Consider the following 16383-nt stretch of genomic DNA (forward strand, 5'->3'; position numbering starts at 1 on the left):
GGAATCCTCATGTAGCAGGCTACACTCCGGTTCCTGCGCTCCGGCGGCGACCAGCCTAGCGTCGCTCGCGACATAAATCCGCAGTCTCTTTATCGCCATAAAAAGCTCCCGTTTGCCAAAAGCAGGCGGGGGCCTCGTTGCAGTGGTAATCCCATGCTAGCGTTTCTGATCCAGCGCGTACTGCAGGCCATCTTCGTGATGTTCGTGGTCGCGCTCATCTCGTTCTCGCTGTTCCACTACGTCGGCGATCCGGTGCTCAACATGCTTGGCCAGGAGGCCACCGCGGCCGACCGTGCCGAGCTGCGGGGGCGCCTGGGCCTCGACCAGCCGGTGGTAGTGCAGTTCTATCGTTTCATCGTCAATGCCGCCCAGTTTGAATTCGGCATTTCCTATCGCTCGGCGCGGCCGGTGACCGACCTGATCCTGGAGCGTCTCCCGGCGACCCTGGAGCTGGCCACGATCTCGGCGATCTTCGCCGTGGTCATGGGTATCGGCCTGGGCATCTACACTGCCCTGCGCCGCCGTAGCTGGCTGTCGCGTTTCATCATGACCGCCTCGCTGATCGGCGTGTCGCTGCCGACCTTCCTGATCGGTGTACTGCTGATCTATCTGTTTGCCGTGGAGCTGGGCTGGCTGCCCGCCTTCGGCAGGGGGCAAACGGTGCGTATCGGCGACTGGTGGACCACCGGCCTGCTGACCACGAGCGGGCTGCGCTCGCTGATCCTGCCGGCGATCACCCTGGGGCTGTTCCAGCTGACCCTGATCATGCGCCTGGTGCGCGCCGAAATGCTCGAGGTGCTCAGCACCGACTACATCAAGTTCGCCCGGGCCCGGGGGCTGTCGGATCGGGTGGTCAACCTGCGCCACGCGCTGAAGAACACGCTGATCCCGGTGATTACCATCATCGGCCTGCAGCTCGGCACCATCATCGCCTTCGCCATCATCACCGAGACGGTGTTCCAGTGGCCCGGTGTCGGTGCGCTGTTCATCACCGCCGTGCGCTTCGTCGACGTGCCGGTGATGGCCGCCTACCTGATGATGATCGCGCTGGTGTTCGTGATCATCAACCTGGTGGTGGACCTGCTCTACTACGCCGTCGATCCGCGCCTGCGCGCGCAGGGAGGTGGCAAATGAGCCAGGAACTCCAACGCGCCGACCCGACCCCCGCCGTGCTCAAGCCGCCGGGCAAGCTGAGAACCTTCCTCGACAGCGATATCGTCCATTCCTGGAAGAACCAGCCGGTGGTCATCGTGGCCACCCTGGTGACGCTGATCATGTTCGCCGCGGCGCTGTTTGCGCCCTGGATCGCGCCGCAGAACCCCTTCGATCCGCGCCAGCTGGAGCTGATCGACGCCTTCACGCCGCCGCTGACGACGTCGGACTTCACTGGCAACTTCTACCTGCTGGGCAGCGACAGCCAGGGTCGGGATGTCTTCTCGGCGATTCTCTACGGCTCACGCATCTCGCTGCTGGTGGGCTTTGCGGCGGTGATCTTCGCCCTGGCGCTAGGTACCGCCCTGGGCCTGATGGCGGGCTTTCGCGGCGGCTGGCGCGATGCTCTGATCATGCGCATCGCCGACGTGCAGCTGACTTTCCCGTCGATCCTCATGGCACTGCTGATCTTCGGCGTGATCCGCGGTTTCCTGCCGCGCTCGATGCACGCCGAGGTGGCGATCATCGTCTTGATCATCGCTATCGGACTCTCCGACTGGGTGCAGTACGCCAGGGCGGTGCGCGGGGCGACCATGGTCGAGAAGAACAAGGAGTACGTACAGGCGGCGCGAGTGATCGGTTTGCCGGCGCGCAAGCTGCTGTTCCAGCACATCCTGCCCAACGTGATGCGACCGGTGCTGGTCATCGGCACCATCGGCCTGGCGCTGGCGATCATTGCCGAAGCCACGCTGTCCTTCCTGGGGGTCGGCATGCCGGCCACCCAGCCGAGCCTGGGGACCCTGATCCGGGTCGGCCAGGATTACATGTTCTCGGGAGAGTGGTGGATCCTGCTCTTCCCCGGGGTGGCGCTGCTGATGCTGGCGCTCTCCGTCAACCTGCTGGGAGATTGGTTGCGTGACATCCTCAACCCCAAGCTCCGATAAGAAAGGCGCCGTTACCCATACCGGCCCAGGTGAACAGAGCGTCCCCACGGCGAGCCACAAGCACGGCGAGGCGGCGCTTGCGCAAGAGCCGGTACTCAGCGTACGTCACATGCGGGTGGAGTTTCCCACCCGTCACGGCACCCTGGTGGCGCTGGACGACGTCTCCTTCGATATCGCCCCCGGCGAGGTGCTGGGTGTGGTGGGTGAATCCGGTGCCGGCAAGTCGATGACCGGTAACGCCGTGATACAGCTGCTGGAGCCGCCGGGTCGTATCGCCGATGGCCAGGTTTATCTTACCGGAAAGCGCATCGACGACTTGGCGGAGGAGGACTTCGTACCACTGCGGGGTCGCCATATCGGCATGATCTTCCAGGATCCGCTGACCAGCCTCAATCCGCTGTTCTCGATCGGCGATCAGCTGATCGAGACCATCCGCACGCACCTGCCGATGAACGAGAAGCAGGCCCGAGAGGAGGCGTTGAAGCTGCTGAGGGAGGTGGGCATCCCCGCGGCGGAAGAACGGCTGAGCAGCTATCCGCACCAGTTCTCCGGTGGCATGCGTCAGCGCGTGGTGATTGCCCTGGCTCTGGCGGCGCGGCCCGAGTTCATCATTGCCGATGAGCCTACCACGGCGCTGGATGTCTCGGTGCAGGCGCAGATACTCGCCTTGCTCAAGCGGCTCTGCGCCGACCACGGTACCGCGGTCATGCTGGTTACCCACGACATGGGGGTCATCGCCGAGACCGCCGACCGTGTGGCGGTGATGTATGCCGGCCGACTGATCGAGATCGGCCCGGTGAACGAGGTGGTGAGCAATCCTCAGCACCCCTATACCAAGGGCTTGATGGCATCGATCCCGGGTATCGATAAGAGGCTCGAACGGCTTTACCAGATCGAGGGCTCCATGCCGCGTCTTGCGGCGATTCCTGAGGGCTGCCCCTTCAATCCGCGCTGCCCCCACGCCCAGGACCGCTGCCGTAGCGAACGGCCCGACCTGATGCCGGCGGGGGCCGGACAGGCCGCCTGCTGGCTGCACGACCCCGTTGACCCGCTTCCCGAGCTCGACGAGAACGACACACAGGAGCATGCCCATGTGCGCTGACACGGCCATCAAGCAGCAGCCGTCACCGGCGAGTGGCGACATCCTTCTGGAGGCCCGGGACCTGGCGCGCCACTTCGACGTCTCCAAGCCCTGGCTCAATCGAGTGATCGAACGCAGCGAGAAGCTGTCGCTCAAGGCAGTGGATGGGGTGAGCTTCTCCATCCGCCGCGGCGAGACGGTGGCCCTGGTCGGCGAGTCCGGCTGCGGCAAGTCCACGGTGGCCCGGCTGGTGGTGGGGCTTTACGGTCTGACCCGGGGTAGCCTTGTGTTCGACGGTGAGGACATCAGCGACCTGGCCCAACGGACCGGCCGCCAGGCGGCCAGCCTGCGCAAGCGTTTCCAGATGATCTTCCAGGACCCTTACGCCAGCCTCAATCCGTTGTGGCGGGTGGGCACTATCATCGGCGAACCGCTGCGTTTCTTCCGCCCCGAGATGAGCAGCGCCGATCGCCGCCGTCGCGTGGGTGAGCTGCTCGAACAGGTGGGCATGTCCCCCATGGATGCGCTGCGCTACCCCCACGAGTTCTCCGGCGGCCAGCGCCAGCGCATCTCAATCGCCCGGGCGCTCTCCAACGAGCCGGAGTTCATGATCTGCGACGAGCCCACCTCGGCGCTGGATGTCTCGGTGCAGGCGCAGATCCTCAACCTGATGCGCGACCTGCAGGACGAGTACGGCCTGACCTACCTGTTCATCAGCCACGACATGGCGGTGGTCAAGCACATGTCGGACCGTATTGCGGTGATGTACCTGGGTCGTATCGCCGAGATCGCTCCCTCCGACCAGCTCTTCGGCAACCCGCATCATCCCTATTCGAAGATGCTGCTGGCCGCGGTGCCGTCGCTGGAAGGGGTCGGCAAGGAGCGCACCATGATCCAGGGCGAGGTGCCCAATCCGGTACATCCGCCCTCGGGCTGTGCCTTCCATCCGCGCTGCCCCCATGCCAACGCGCGCTGCAAGGCGGAGGTGCCGCTGCTGATCGCCCGTGACGACGGCAGCGAAGTGGCCTGCCACGGCGTCGAGGAGGGACGCATCGAGTGAGACGGCGCGACTGATGCTGGAGCTGCTCTCGCCGCTGTCGGGCGGGCTGAACCTGGGGCTGGTGGCGCTGTCGGCACTGACCTCGGCGCTCTCCGCCGCGGCCGGCATCGGTGGCGGTACGCTGCTGATCATTGTCATGGCCCAGGTGATGCCGGCCACGGCGCTGATTCCGGTGCACGGCATGGTTCAGCTCGGCTCCAACGGTGGCAGGGCGGTGATGACCCGGCGTCATATCCGGATGCCCGTGATTGCCGCCTTCCTGCCCGGCGTGGTCGTGGGTGCGCTGGTGGCGGCCTGGCTGCTGGTGCGCCTGCCGCCAGGCGTGCTGGAACTCTGCATTGCCGCCTTTGTGCTCTACTCCTGCTGGGGGCCGGGTCTGCCCCATCGGGCGGTGGGGCGCACGGGTACCGTGGTCGCCGGTGCGGTGACGACGCTGCTCTCCAGCCTGGTGGGGGCCAGCGGTCCGCTGGTGGCCTCCTTCATCAAGCAGGGCATCGCCGAGCGGCTGCCGCGGGTGGCCACCTTCGCCACCTGCATGACGCTGCAGCACCTCACCAAAGCCTTCGTCTTCGGCTTCGCCGGCTTTGTCTTCCGCGACTGGCTCTGGCTGATCCTGGCCATGGTGGTGGCCGGCGTGGTGGGCACCTGGGCGGGGCTGCGGCTACTGCATCGCGTGACCGATCATCGCTTCGATTTCCTCTTCAAGTGGACCCTCACCCTGCTCGCCCTGCGGCTGATCTGGCTGGGCGCGGAGCGGCTGTTGGCGTTAGGCTGAAGGTCAGGCTTATCCGGGAGCCTGCGTATTGCGCGTGCGCCGATGGAAGAGCACAGCGCACTGTTCGTGCTGAGGAAGGAGTCTGTCATGACGCGCGTCACGGGTTTACTGCTACTGAGCTTGCTGCTGCTGTTGACCGCCTGTGCCGGCACCGGCGACCCACGCGATCTTGCCATCGAGCTCAGGCCCGATCGTCCCTTCGAGGTCATGACGCCAGGGCAGCGTTACTTCACCTTTACCTTGGAAGCCCCCGCTCGCGTGGTGCTGGAAAGCCAGACCTTTCCCGGGGAGACGAGTGTGATATCGCCCGCAGGGCAATTGCTCGATGCCAACGGGGAGCTCGTGGAGCGCGATTGGATCAGCGGTACCGACAGTAACTTCAGGATCGAGCGTCGCCTGGAGGCAGGCGCCTGGTATCTGCGGGTAACCACGCCACATGCAAGGACCACCCCCTTCGGCTTCCTGGAGCGTGACTATCGTTATTCGGTGCTGTTAACGGTCGACGATGACGCAGGGGAATGAAAAAGCCCCGGCCAGGCCGGGGCAAGCGATCGAGACGCGAGCCTAGTTGTTACGGTCAGAACTCGTAGGTAGCAGAGAGCCAGAAGCTGCGGCCGTCCAGGGCGACGCCATCGGTGGCACGGCCTGTCTGGGTAAAGCGATAGGCCTGGTAGGTATCGCCTTGCCATTTGTAGCTGTCGGCCGCGCCGAAGTCCTTGTCGAGCAGGTTGTGGATCGTGCCGGTCAGGCGTACCTGGTCGGTGAAGCGATAGGTGGTGCGCAGGTGGAACAGCTCGTAGCCATCCAGCTTGTTGCCCACCTGCTCGTACATCGCCAGGTTCTGTCCGCTCTCCGGTATGCCGTCGGTGAAGCGCTCTCGTGAGGAGTAGTACTCACCCTCGAGTGTGGCGTTGAGCCTGTTGGTCACATCCCAGCCCAGGCTGGCGGTGAGCTTGTGCTTGGGCGTGTTGGTGAGCAGCATGCCCTCCTCCTCGCCGGAGGTGATCTCGGTATCGGTGTAGGTATAGCCGCCGCGGACTTCCCAGGCGGGAGCGAGGCGATAGCGTGCCTCCAGCTCGATGCCCCGGGTTTCCGCTTCGTCGATATTGATCAACTGAGAAAAGCCGGTCTGCTGGGAGAAGTTGCCCACGCTGATACAGCCGGGGACGTTGCCGTCCGGGTGCAGGCAGTTGGGAGTTTCCGCCCCATCGGCGATGCGATCGGTAAAGCGGTTGTAGAAGGCGGTGCCGCTGATCGTCAAGCCATCCAGGTTGTCGTAGATGGCGCCGAGTTCGTAGTTGGTGCTCTTCTCGGGTTCGAGATCGGGCGAGCCGATGGTGATCGTCTCCCCCTGATTGGTGAAGCCGGTGATGCCGTCATGCAGCTGGTTGAGCGTCGGTGTCTTGTAGCCGCGGCTCACGCCACCCTTGAGCGTCCAGCGGTCGGTGGTGTTCCACACCAGGTAGCCGCGGGGGCTGAAGTGGCCGCCGAAGGCATCGTGGTGCTCATAGCGCCCACCCAGGGTCAGCGCCAGGTCGTCGCGCAGCCACCACTCGTCCTCGCTGAACAGCGCCCAGCTCTGCTGTTCGAAGGCCTGATTACCGGCCGCGCCATCCTCCAGCTTCGCGTCGATGTACTGGCCGCCCAGGGTCACCATATGGGCATCGATCGGCAGGGTGAGCTTGGTGTCGAAGACGATATCTCGGTTTTCCAGCAGGCGCGGCTCGCCCCCCTGGGCCTCGTAGCCGTATTCCGGTGCGCTACCCGCCGGCAGGGTACGGCCGAGAGTCTCGGTGGTGTTGTGCGTAACGCTGCTTTCCAGCGTCCCTGCCGCGAAGCGGCCGGTATGGCCGAGGGCAATCTGGTCGCGGTTGAAGCGCAGCTCATCTTCATACCCCCAGAACTGACCGGGCTCAGGGGCGCAGGTGGCGCGGTTGGTTCCGTCCAGCGTGCCGAGGCGGCAATCGTCGTTGGCGTAGGTCTGGCTCGCGCGCTCCGCATCCAGCCAGACCGAGTTGCTGTCGTCGGCACGCAGCGTCAAGCGACCGCCAATCGAGTAGATGCGAGCCTCGGTGGGGCGCGGATCGCGACCGGCGCTGTCGGGAATCATGCGCTCGGAGGCGTCGCGATCGAACAGCCGGCCACGCAGCTGCAGGCCGAGGCGGTCATCGATCAGCGGCCCGGAGGTATAGAGATTGATGCCCTGTGAATTGCCCGCGTCCCGGCCCTGCTGGAAGGTCGTATCCACCGAGACGCTGCCTGTCCAGGTATCGCTGACGGGGCGGGTGATGATATTGATCACGCCACCCATGGCGTCGGAGCCATACAGGGTCGACATCGGACCGCGGATCACCTCGATGCGTTCGATGGCCGACAACGGTGGCATGAAGCTGGTCGAGGTCTCGCCGAAGCCGTTGGGCGTCACACTTCCCGAGGTGTTCTGCCGGCGGCCGTCAATGAGTATCAACGTGTAATCGCTCGGCATCCCGCGGATGCCTATGTTCAACCCGCCGGTCTTGCCGGTTCCCGAGCGCACGTCCACGCCGGGCACATCCTTGATCGCTTCGGCGATGTTCGAATAGCGCTGGCGCTCCAGCGCTTCCCGGGTGACGACGGAAATGCTGGCAGGTGCGTCGTTGAGCGCCTGCTCGAAGCCGGCGGCGGTGATGACGATGCTGTCGAGACGGGCAGAGTCCTGCGCCTGGGCGACAAATGGGAAAGGCGTACTGGCGATCGCGATAGCTAGTGCGGTGCGACGGATGGAGGACATGGGGTCACCTGCTGGAATGAAACGAGTAAATGATATTGATTATCAAACGCAGGTGATTCTATTGCGGAAAGTCTCCTTTGTTCAGTGGGAGAAGCCACAACGATTCGTTGCGGTATCCGCAACGCCCAGCTGGCGGGATTCGGCCGGGGAGCCGCAGTGAGCTTGGCTGCGCCCGGCAGGGCGCCACTCGGATGGCACGGACTGGCGCAGGCACTCGAGCAGCGCGGTGACGCGGCGAGGTCGAGGGCCGAAAGCGTAAAGCAGTGTCACGGGAACGGGGGCGGCGCTCCACTCCGGCAGGCAGCGAACCAGGGAGCCGGGGTGGGCGCGCTCTCGCATGGTCGCCAGCCATACAGGCATCATGCCGAGGCCATGGCCCCGGGCGATCGCATCGCCATGCAGGATGTGCTGATCGACACGAAAGCGCGAATCCGGTGGCTGGAAGTGAAACTCCCCCCGGGCCGGATGGGTGAGCGTAAGCCCCTGTTCGGTTTCGCCCAACAGGTCGATCCAGGCGTGACGGGGCAGCTCACGAGGATGTCGTGGCTCGCCGCAACTAGCGAAATAGTCGGGGTGGCCGTACAGGCCTCGATCGAGCCAGCCGAGGACTTCCTGGCGCAGCTCGCAGCCAGGCACCTCTCCCAGCCATACGGTCACTGCCTGGCTGTCGGCGGATAGAGGGGGCGAGGCAGAGGTCTGCAGCGTGAGACGTATTCCGGGATGGCAATCCATGAACGCTGCCAGCGACTTAGACAACCAGCTGCGCGCCAGGGCATTGTGCGTGGCCACATGCAACTCACCACTGACTTCCTCGCTCAGCTCGTCCAGCGCCTGTCGGCCCTGTTTGGCGAGCTCGAGAATCTGGCGGCAGTAGGCATGAAAGAGCTGGCCCGCCTCGGTGGGCAGGAGCCGATTCGATTGACGACGCAGCAGTGGCTGACCCAGCTGGCGCTCGAGCTGGGAGATACGTCGGCTCAGCGTCGACTTGGCCAGGTCAAGGGTACGGGCGCTGCGGGTCAGGCTGCCGGAGCGCATGACATGATCGAAGGCGAGCAGCTCGTCGAGAGCGTACATGGCAATCCCCGCGTAGGTGCACGTAGAAAAGTCGTTGCACGTTGTAAAATCGGTTTGCCTTGCAAACAAGTGAACGTTGCAACACGAGCAACAGTGTACCCGGTGGCATATCTAATGAAAACGATTCTTGTTAAGATTGATCTACCCTGCGGGTCGTTGCACCTCCGGCAACGCATCGTTGCATGGAGGTGTGGCTGGGTAGCTTGTGATAATAATTCGCATTAAATGTTGGTCTGCTACGAGGAGGCTTCGAATGGGAACTGGGCGATTCTGCGACAAGGTGATGGGTGGCACCTTGCTGGCCGTTGCCATGCTCGCGCTGATGCCGCTGTCGGCCTGGGCCGAGCGTAGCGTGGAAACCGCCTATGGCGTGGTGACGGTGCCGGAAGCGCCGCAGCGTGTGGTCACCCTCCATGAGGGAGCCCTGGATGTGGCGGTGGCGACCGGAGTTACCCCGCTGGGTGCCGTCACCACCCGTGGTGGTGACAACGTGGCGCGTTACCTGGCGCCACACTTCGACGATATCGCCATCGTCGGGGTAGTGCGCGAGATCAACCTCGAGGCCGTGCTCGCCCTCGAGCCGGACCTGATCCTGGCCCCGCCACAGCTGGCTGAGGCGCAGTATCGGCTGCTTTCGCGCATGGCGCCTACCGTCGTACCCCGGAACGAAGGGCTTGATCCCGAAGCCTGGCGCAGCGAGACGCGCCTGTTTGCCCAGGCCCTGGGACGCGAGGCGGAAGGCGAAGCGGCGCTGGATGACGTCGACGCCCGCGCGGCAGAGCTTGCCGAGCGCATGGCGGCCGACGAGCGACCCAGCGCCGTGCTGGTGCGCTGGATGCCGCAAGGGCCCATGGTCATGTCCGAAGCGCTGTTCACCGCCGGGCTGCTGCGCGCCGCCGGTGTGGCGATTCACGATGCCGGCCTGGTGCGTGAGGGCGTGCCGCACAGTGACCCGCTCAGCTTCGAGAACCTTTCCCGCGTCGATGCCGACTGGCTGTTCCTGGCAACCCTCAATGAAGAGGGGCGCGAGGCGCTGGAGGCCGCCAAGGCGTCGCCGGCCTTTGCGCGGCTCGATGTGGTCGCCCGCGACCGGGTCGTGCCGGTCGACGGCCAGCTGTGGACGAGCGCCACCGGCCCGCTGGCGGCCCAGGCCATCCTCGACCAGCTAGACGCCGCGCTGTCACCCTGATGTTGGCAATGCAGCACTCGGGCCTGCTCCCGGACCGCCGGCTCTATAGAGCGATGGCGGGTCTGTCGGTCTTGTTGGTACTGGTCTGCCTGGCGAGCCTGCTGCTGGGCGCCGGCGATGTCGGTCCGGCCCGGGCCTGGGCCATGCTCATAGGGCAGAGCGACCCGGAAGCCAGGTTCGTGCTGGAATCGCTGCGCCTGCCGCGCACCCTGGTTGGCCTGGTGGTCGGCATGGCGCTTGGCGTGGCTGGCGCCCTGCTGCAGGCGGTGACCCGCAATCCCCTGGCCGAGCCGGGGCTCCTAGGTGTCAGCGCTGGCGCCGCCTTTGCCGTGGCGCTGGCGTTGGTGCTTGGTGCCACGGCAACGACGATGCGGATCGGTGTGGCGCAGTTCGGCGCCATGGCGGGCTGTCTCTGCGTACTTGGTGTGGCTCGGGTAAGCGGTGCCGGCAACGACCCGGTCCGGCTGGTGCTGGCCGGTGCCGCCCTGACGGGCCTGCTCCTCTCGCTCACCTCGCTGCTGCTGCTGTTCGACCAGCGCGCCGCCGACGAGATCCGTTTCTGGATCGTGGGCAGCCTGGCCGGGCGCCGGCTCGAGCATCTTGTCGCCCTCATGCCCAGCCTGCTGGTGGCGGTTGCGCTGATTCTTGCCGTGGCACGCCCGCTGGCCGCGCTGTCGCTGGGTGAGCGGGTCGCCAGTGGCCTGGGGCATCGCCCCGGCTTGATTCGGCTGCTGGTCATCGTGGCCGTGGCGCTACTGGTGGGTGCCGCCACCGCCACGGCCGGTCCCATCGCCTTCGTGGGTCTGGTGGTGCCGTTTGCGGCCCGAGCCCTGGCCGGCCCCGATATCCGCCGTACGCTATGGCTGTGCCTGCCGCTGGGGCCGCTGATGGTGATCACGGCAGATATTATCTCCCGTTTGCTGGTGGCACCCTCCGAGCTGCCACTGGGTGTGCTCACCGCACTGTGCGGCGCGCCGGTGCTGGTCGCCGTGGTGCGGGCGCGCCGTATGTCAACGCTTTAGGCTTCGTCTGAAAAGTGCCTGCGCTTGGCCATACGGCGTTAAAAATAAGCTCAAAGTACTCATTTACACCCCGTAAACTCCGTCTTTTCGCTGATTTTTTCCTTGTCTGACCTTCGCTCGCCGACTTTTCAGACGAAGCCTCTAGGCGATATGAAATGGGAAAGGGAGAAACGCCTCATGCGCTGTGAAGCACCCGTCGAAAGCCAGGTCCGGCAGCGTGCCGCCGAGGGTCGCGATGATGGGGAAGCCGGCATAGCCGCGCCGGCGGGGCATTGGCGCCTGGCTTGGCTGCCCCCTGGCGATGCCGTGCCCTGCAGCCTGTTGATCGACCGGCGCGCTTTCACGGCCTGCCTGCTTCTGCTGGCAGCGCTGATGGCGGCGTCACTTGCCTATCTCGCCATGGGTAGCAGCGGCCTGGCGCCTCGGGCGGTGCTGCCGGCCCTCGTCGGACGCGGCGAGATGATGGCCGTGTTCCTGGTGCAGGAGCTGCGCCTGCCGCGGCTTGTCGCCGCCTGCCTGACCGGTGCCGCCTTTGGTGTGGCCGGCTGCTTGATGCAGACCTTGGCACGCAACCGCCTGGCCACGCCGGGTATCATCGGGATCGACAACGGCGCCACCGCCTTTGCCGTGGCCTCCGTGGTCGGCCTTGGCGTTTCCCTGGCGCCCCCCGCCATGGCCCTGGCGGGGGCGGCTACCGCCGCGGCAATCACCTTCGGCCTGGCGGCAGGCGGCGGTACCCGCGGCTATCGCTTCATCATCGCCGGCATAGGCGTCGGCGCCGTGTTTGGCGCTATTACCCAACTGCTGCTGGCCAAGGTCGCCATCGACACCGCCAATGCCGCCTATCCCTGGACCGTCGGCTCGCTCAATGCCCGGCCGGCCGGTGCCGTCACACTGCTCGCCATAGGGCTGGCGGTCGGCCTTGCCGCCGCGCTAGGGCTGACCCGCTCACTTTCGCTACTGCGCTTTTCCGATGCCGTGGCCACCACGCTCGGCATCCATGTCGCGCGGCGGCGCTGGCAGGTGCTAGTGGTCTCGGTACTGCTCACCGGCCTGGCGGTCGCGGTGGCCGGCCCGGTGGGGCTGGTCGGCTTGATCGGCCCCGAGATCGCCCGCTCGCTCTCCTCGCCGCGGGGCGTGCCGGTGGTTGCCTCGGCGCTGGCCGGGGCGCTGGTGATGGTGCTGGCCGACCTGGCAGGCAGAGTGCTGCTCGCTCCCATCGAGATCCCGGTGGGCATCGTCACCTCCGTGGTGGGCGGCCCCTGGCTGCTGTGGATACTGCTGAGACCGGCCTCGAGGAACCTGGCATGACCCGACACGAACTCGCCACCCGCAACCTGACGCTGCGTTACGGTCGCGCGACGATCATCGACGACCTGGCACTGGCGTTACCGGCGGGGCAGGTCACCGCCATCGTCGGGCCCAACGGCTGCGGCAAGTCCACCCTGTTGGCCGGCCTGGCCAGGCTGCATGCCCCCAGCCAGGGGGCGGTACTGCTCGACGGCAAGGACATCCAACAGCTCCCGGTACGCGAACTGGCGCGCCGCCTGGCCCTGCTGCCACAGGAGGCGGTCGCCCCGGAGGGGCTCACCGTCGCCGAACTGGTGCGCTTCGGTCGCCAGCCTCACCAGGGCTGGCTGCGGCAATGGTCGGCCGAGGATCAGGAGGTGGTACGCGAGGCCCTTGTGGCGGCGGATGTGGTGGAATTATCAGAACGTACCTTGGACACGCTCTCCGGCGGCCAGCGCCAGCGCGCCTGGATCGCCATGACCATCGCCCAGCAAACGCCATTGTTGCTGCTCGACGAACCGACCTCGGCGCTGGACCTGGGCCACCAGATCGAAGTCTTCGAACTGGTGCGAAGGCTCGCCGCCGGCGGGCGTACCGTGGTGATGGTACTCCACGACCTCGCCAGCGCTTGCCGCTACGCCGACCACTTGCTGGCGCTGCACAGCGGCCAACTGGTGGCCGCGGGCCCTCCGGGCGAGGTCGTCACCACCGACCTGGTACGCCAGCTCTACGATATCGACTGCACGTTGATACCCGACCCCGCCACCGGCAGCCTGCTGCTGGCCAATGTAAGGCGGGCGAGGCGGTGTGAAACAGCTTAAGGATAAGGGTGGGCAGGTAAGGCTCCGGTGCCCTCAGCTACGATAGAACGCATTGAGCTTGTCCTGATGCTCGTGCACCTTCTGATGGAAGGTTTCGTCGTCCATATCGCGCCAGTAGCGGGGCGGGCGACCGGCGCGTTGATCGTGCGACAGCGTAGTGGGGTCGAGCTCACGATACATTTCGAAGACAGGTGTGTCAGGCAGCGGTTGGGAGGTATCCATATAGCGCTGCACCATATCCCAGGCGGCGCGCTGCTCCACATGGCTGCTAGTGGCGCCAAACATGCCCACCAGCGCCACATGCGATTCCTCGCGGTAGTGGGCCAGGCTCAGATTGAACTGCGGCAGGCCCTGATGACTCGGAGTACTCTGCAGATAGCAATCGAACTCATGGAAGGGAAGTTGGTGCGCTACTTGCCAGGCGGTATCTTTCTTCGCGGGATTGGCGAAGACAGTAACCATGCCTGTACTCCGATTGAGTTCCCACATGGGGCCGGGCTGATAGCCGGACGCAAAATTGGGGAAAATGGACTTCCCCCAGAACAGTGGACACGCCCCATCAGTTAATCTCCTCGAACTCTATCGGAGTCCGGTAACCAAGGCCACTGTGCAGCCGATGGCTGTTATAGTAGCCATCAATATAGCCCCTGATATGTTTTCGTAACTGACGCAACGTCATGAAGCTCGTGGCATGGAGCAATTCTCCCTTCAGCGTTTTGAAAAACGACTCCACTTCGGCATTATCAGTGCATTGTCCCGGACGGTTCATGCTGTGCCGTACCCGGTGATGATTCAGCAGCGCCTGGGTCTTGTGAGCCCGGTACTCGATGCCGCGATCCGTATGGAACAGCAGGTCAGGGGCTGGATTCCGGCTTGTGAAGGCCTCTCGCAGGGTGCCTCGGGCAAAGTCTGCGCTCAGACTCTCTCCCAATCGCCAGCTGATGATTCGACGTGAGAATAGATCCAGTACCACCGCCAGAAACACGTATTTTTTACCCAACTTGATGTAGGTGACGTCGCTGCTCCACTGCTGGTTTACCGCAACCGGCTTTTTGGCCTCGAGCCGGTAATTTGGCAGGGCTTTCAGGTCATCCCGACGTTTGCTCAGGCGGCGATAGACACGCGTGACTCGGGCCTTCATACCCCACTCCCTCATCAGTCTGGCCACCCGGTTCTCACCCACCACAAGACCTTCTCGGCGCAGGGCCTGATAGACCCGGGGACTGCCATAACGGCCCTTGCTGGCGTTGTAGACTCTGCGGACCTTCAACAGCAGGTCTGCATTTTCAGCGGCTCTCTGGCTGGGCTTCCGGTTTGCCCAGGCGTAGTAGCCAGACCGAGAGATGTTCAGGTGGCGACACAGCGCCTTTACCTCGTGCTGTCCTCGGTGTTTCCAGACGAACCGGAACGCTTCCGTCGTTCCTCTGCCTGAAAACGTTGAAACTTTTTTAGGATGTCGTTCTCCTCCTCAAGCTCCGATACGCGGCGCTTCAGGCGGGCGACTTCATCCTGCTCCTGGATCTTCTGCTTAGCATCAGCTGGGGCTTTCTTGACCCGTTTCATGGCGAACTGTCCCTCTCGGTATTCCTTTCGCCAGCGTGACAGCATGAAGGGGTGAATATCCAGCGCTTCGGCAACGCCTTTGACGCTCCGGTGGGCCTGGTGGCTCCATTCCACTGCCTTGACTTTGAACTCGGTGCTATAGCGTTGCGTTTTCTTCCCCGTGATCATCTCGGGCATCGGTTCTCTCCTATCTGGGAGTTATCGATGCGTGTCCACTGGGGTGGGGGAAGTCCAAAACCGATAGAGACAGCTTGTTATCCCCCATAGAACTAGTGAAAAAGAAAATATGAATAAGACAATGTTCCAGACGCTATAGTTTATAAATGCACTCCAGTATGTTTCAATATTCTGGTTTTGTGAGTGCGATATAGCCATTGCTATTGTGCCTAAAATACTGATTGGCAATATCCACAATAGCCCTATGGTACCAAAGGCTTTGATAACTCCAATATAAGAATTTCGCTTGGTTTGGCTAGTATAACGAAGACACTCTTCATCCATCCGAACCAGATGGGTTGGTCGGTCTGCCGGCCGGGCTGTGTGCCCAGATTGGCTGTCAATATGGCGTAGTTGCTTAGGCGGGACTATTTCCAGCCCTCGAGCCGTGGGCGCCAAATCAACCGTGGGGCAGCTAAGGGGCAGGCGCTGGCCGCTGGTGGCCGACATACGGAACCGACGCGAGTGTTCGCTTGCAGCTTGGCGCGGGGGCTGGGCAAGCTCCGCGATATAGGCCTCGGAGCCATAAGTGATCGGCGTCATGTTAGCCATCGATTCACCGGTACTCTTTAGCCGCGATAGAACGCATTCAGCCTGTCCTGATGCTCGTGCACCTTCTGCTGGAAGGTTTCCTCATCCATATCACGCCAGTAGCGGGGCGGGCGACCGGTCTGTTGATCGTGCGCCAGCGTAGTAGGGTCGAGGGGGCGAAACTCCTCCCACAGCGGGGTATCGGGTAATGGCTGTGAGGTATCCATATAGCGCTGCACCATATCCCAGGCGGCGCGCTGCTCCTCATGGGTGCTAGAGGCACCGAAGACTCCCACCAGCGTTACATAAGCTTCATGGCGGTAGTGGGCCAGACTCAGGTTGAATTGTGGCAGGCCTTGGTGGCTCGGCGTGCTCTGTAGGTAACAATCGAACTCATGGAAAGGAAGCTGGTGCGCTACCCGCCAAGCGGTGCTCCTCTTGGCGGGGTTGGCATAGACAGTGACCATACCGGTACGCCGATTAAGTTCCCACATTGGGCCGGGCTGGTAGCCGGCGGCAAAATTGGGGAAAAGGCGATAGATGAGGGATGCTCCCCCCCACAGGGCTAAAAAAAACAGACTTAAAATAGAAGTTGTTTTGCCCAGCGCCAAAAAATGACTATAGCCAATTTGGCTGCCGCCGGCAGACATTAATGCAAAAAGAATAGATAAACCTATCCCTGCAAAAATAACCATGCCTAAGCCAACCATGCCCGCAGCGCGAATTATTCCAAAGAAAAAATTGCGCTTGGTCTGGCTGGTAAAGCGCAAGCACTCCTCATCCCAGCGTAAGGGATGCTCTGGGCGGTCTGGCGGGCGGGGCGTATGCCCCGGCATACTTTCATATTCACGCAGCTTGGCTGGTCCCATTTTCTGCAGTTCGCGCATGGGGAACA

At 63.7% G+C, this 16383-nt stretch carries 15 protein-coding genes; 10 read left to right on the forward strand and 5 right to left on the reverse strand.

The features are described 5' to 3' along the window. Positions 1–153 precede the first annotated feature (153 nt). From DU505_RS12940 to DU505_RS12965, 6 genes are all read left to right on the forward strand, one after another. Entirely contained in the window at positions 154–1134 is a 981-nt protein-coding gene (locus DU505_RS12940; protein ID WP_114479414.1) for an ABC transporter permease, read from the forward strand. Next, on the forward strand, positions 1131–2096 hold the full coding sequence (locus DU505_RS12945) for an ABC transporter permease (RefSeq protein WP_114479415.1): 966 nt from the start codon (positions 1131–1133) through the stop codon (positions 2094–2096). The genes DU505_RS12940 and DU505_RS12945 overlap by 4 nt, the downstream gene beginning before the upstream one ends. Then, entirely contained in the window at positions 2068–3198 is a 1131-nt protein-coding gene (locus DU505_RS12950; RefSeq protein WP_245947939.1) for an ABC transporter ATP-binding protein, read from the forward strand. The genes DU505_RS12945 and DU505_RS12950 overlap by 29 nt, the downstream gene beginning before the upstream one ends. Next, entirely contained in the window at positions 3188–4237 is a 1050-nt protein-coding gene (locus tag DU505_RS12955; protein WP_114479417.1) for an ABC transporter ATP-binding protein, read from the forward strand. The genes DU505_RS12950 and DU505_RS12955 overlap by 11 nt, the downstream gene beginning before the upstream one ends. A 13-nt stretch (positions 4238–4250) precedes the next feature. After that, a complete protein-coding gene (locus DU505_RS12960; protein WP_114479418.1) occupies positions 4251–5012 on the forward strand; it encodes a sulfite exporter TauE/SafE family protein in 762 nt (253 codons plus the stop codon). Between the two features lie 87 nt (positions 5013–5099). Then, positions 5100–5534 carry a hypothetical protein gene (locus DU505_RS12965; protein WP_114479419.1) on the forward strand — a complete coding sequence of 145 codons (435 nt, stop codon included), beginning with the start codon at positions 5100–5102 and terminating at the stop codon, positions 5532–5534. Between the two features lie 55 nt (positions 5535–5589). On the opposite strand, the gene DU505_RS12970 is transcribed toward DU505_RS12965, so the two are convergent. Both DU505_RS12970 and DU505_RS12975 read right to left on the reverse strand, forming a co-directional pair. Continuing rightward, the gene (locus DU505_RS12970; protein ID WP_114479420.1) at positions 5590–7782 is read right to left on the reverse strand and encodes a TonB-dependent receptor domain-containing protein; all 2193 of its coding nucleotides are present in this window, start codon (positions 7780–7782) and stop codon (positions 5590–5592) included. Between the two features lie 81 nt (positions 7783–7863). Then, positions 7864–8856, reverse strand: coding sequence for a LysR family transcriptional regulator (locus DU505_RS12975; protein ID WP_114479421.1), 993 nt, complete (start codon positions 8854–8856; stop codon positions 7864–7866). Between the two features lie 253 nt (positions 8857–9109). Between DU505_RS12975 and DU505_RS12980 the strand changes: the two genes are divergently transcribed. The 4 genes from DU505_RS12980 (at position 9110) to DU505_RS12995 (ending at position 13178) form a co-directional block, all read left to right on the forward strand. Beyond that, the gene (locus DU505_RS12980) at positions 9110–10045 is read left to right on the forward strand and encodes an ABC transporter substrate-binding protein (protein WP_422667028.1); all 936 of its coding nucleotides are present in this window, start codon (positions 9110–9112) and stop codon (positions 10043–10045) included. A gap of 53 nt (positions 10046–10098) precedes the next feature. Then, positions 10099–11067, forward strand: a complete 969-nt coding sequence (locus DU505_RS12985; RefSeq protein WP_114479545.1) for a FecCD family ABC transporter permease — start codon at positions 10099–10101, stop codon at positions 11065–11067. A gap of 177 nt (positions 11068–11244) precedes the next feature. Continuing rightward, positions 11245–12378 (forward strand): FecCD family ABC transporter permease, encoded by a 1134-nt coding sequence (locus DU505_RS12990; RefSeq protein ID WP_114479422.1) that lies wholly within the window; start codon positions 11245–11247, stop codon positions 12376–12378. Then, positions 12375–13178 carry an ABC transporter ATP-binding protein gene (locus DU505_RS12995; RefSeq protein WP_114479423.1) on the forward strand — a complete coding sequence of 268 codons (804 nt, stop codon included), beginning with the start codon at positions 12375–12377 and terminating at the stop codon, positions 13176–13178. Before DU505_RS12990 ends, DU505_RS12995 begins: the two co-directional genes overlap by 4 nt. A 33-nt stretch (positions 13179–13211) precedes the next feature. Here the strand turns inward: DU505_RS12995 and DU505_RS13000 are convergent, their stop codons facing one another. The 3 genes from DU505_RS13000 to DU505_RS13010 form a co-directional block, all read right to left on the reverse strand. After that, complete coding sequence (locus DU505_RS13000; protein ID WP_114479424.1) at positions 13212–13640, reverse strand: hypothetical protein; 429 nt, start codon at positions 13638–13640, stop codon at positions 13212–13214. Between the two features lie 97 nt (positions 13641–13737). After that, positions 13738–14918, reverse strand: a protein-coding gene (locus DU505_RS13005; protein WP_114479425.1) for an IS3 family transposase whose coding sequence is annotated in 2 segments (ribosomal slippage) — positions 13738–14619 and positions 14622–14918 — 1179 coding nt in all. Because the reading frame shifts where the segments join, the coding sequence is not laid out codon by codon here. Positions 14919–15526: 608 nt separating this feature from the next. After that, positions 15527–16375, reverse strand: coding sequence for a YihY/virulence factor BrkB family protein (locus DU505_RS13010; protein WP_220250691.1), 849 nt, complete (start codon positions 16373–16375; stop codon positions 15527–15529). Between the last annotated feature and the right edge of the window lie 8 nt (positions 16376–16383).

This window comes from Billgrantia montanilacus (assembly GCF_003336675.1).
GTDB lineage: Bacteria > Pseudomonadota > Gammaproteobacteria > Pseudomonadales > Halomonadaceae > Halomonas > Halomonas montanilacus.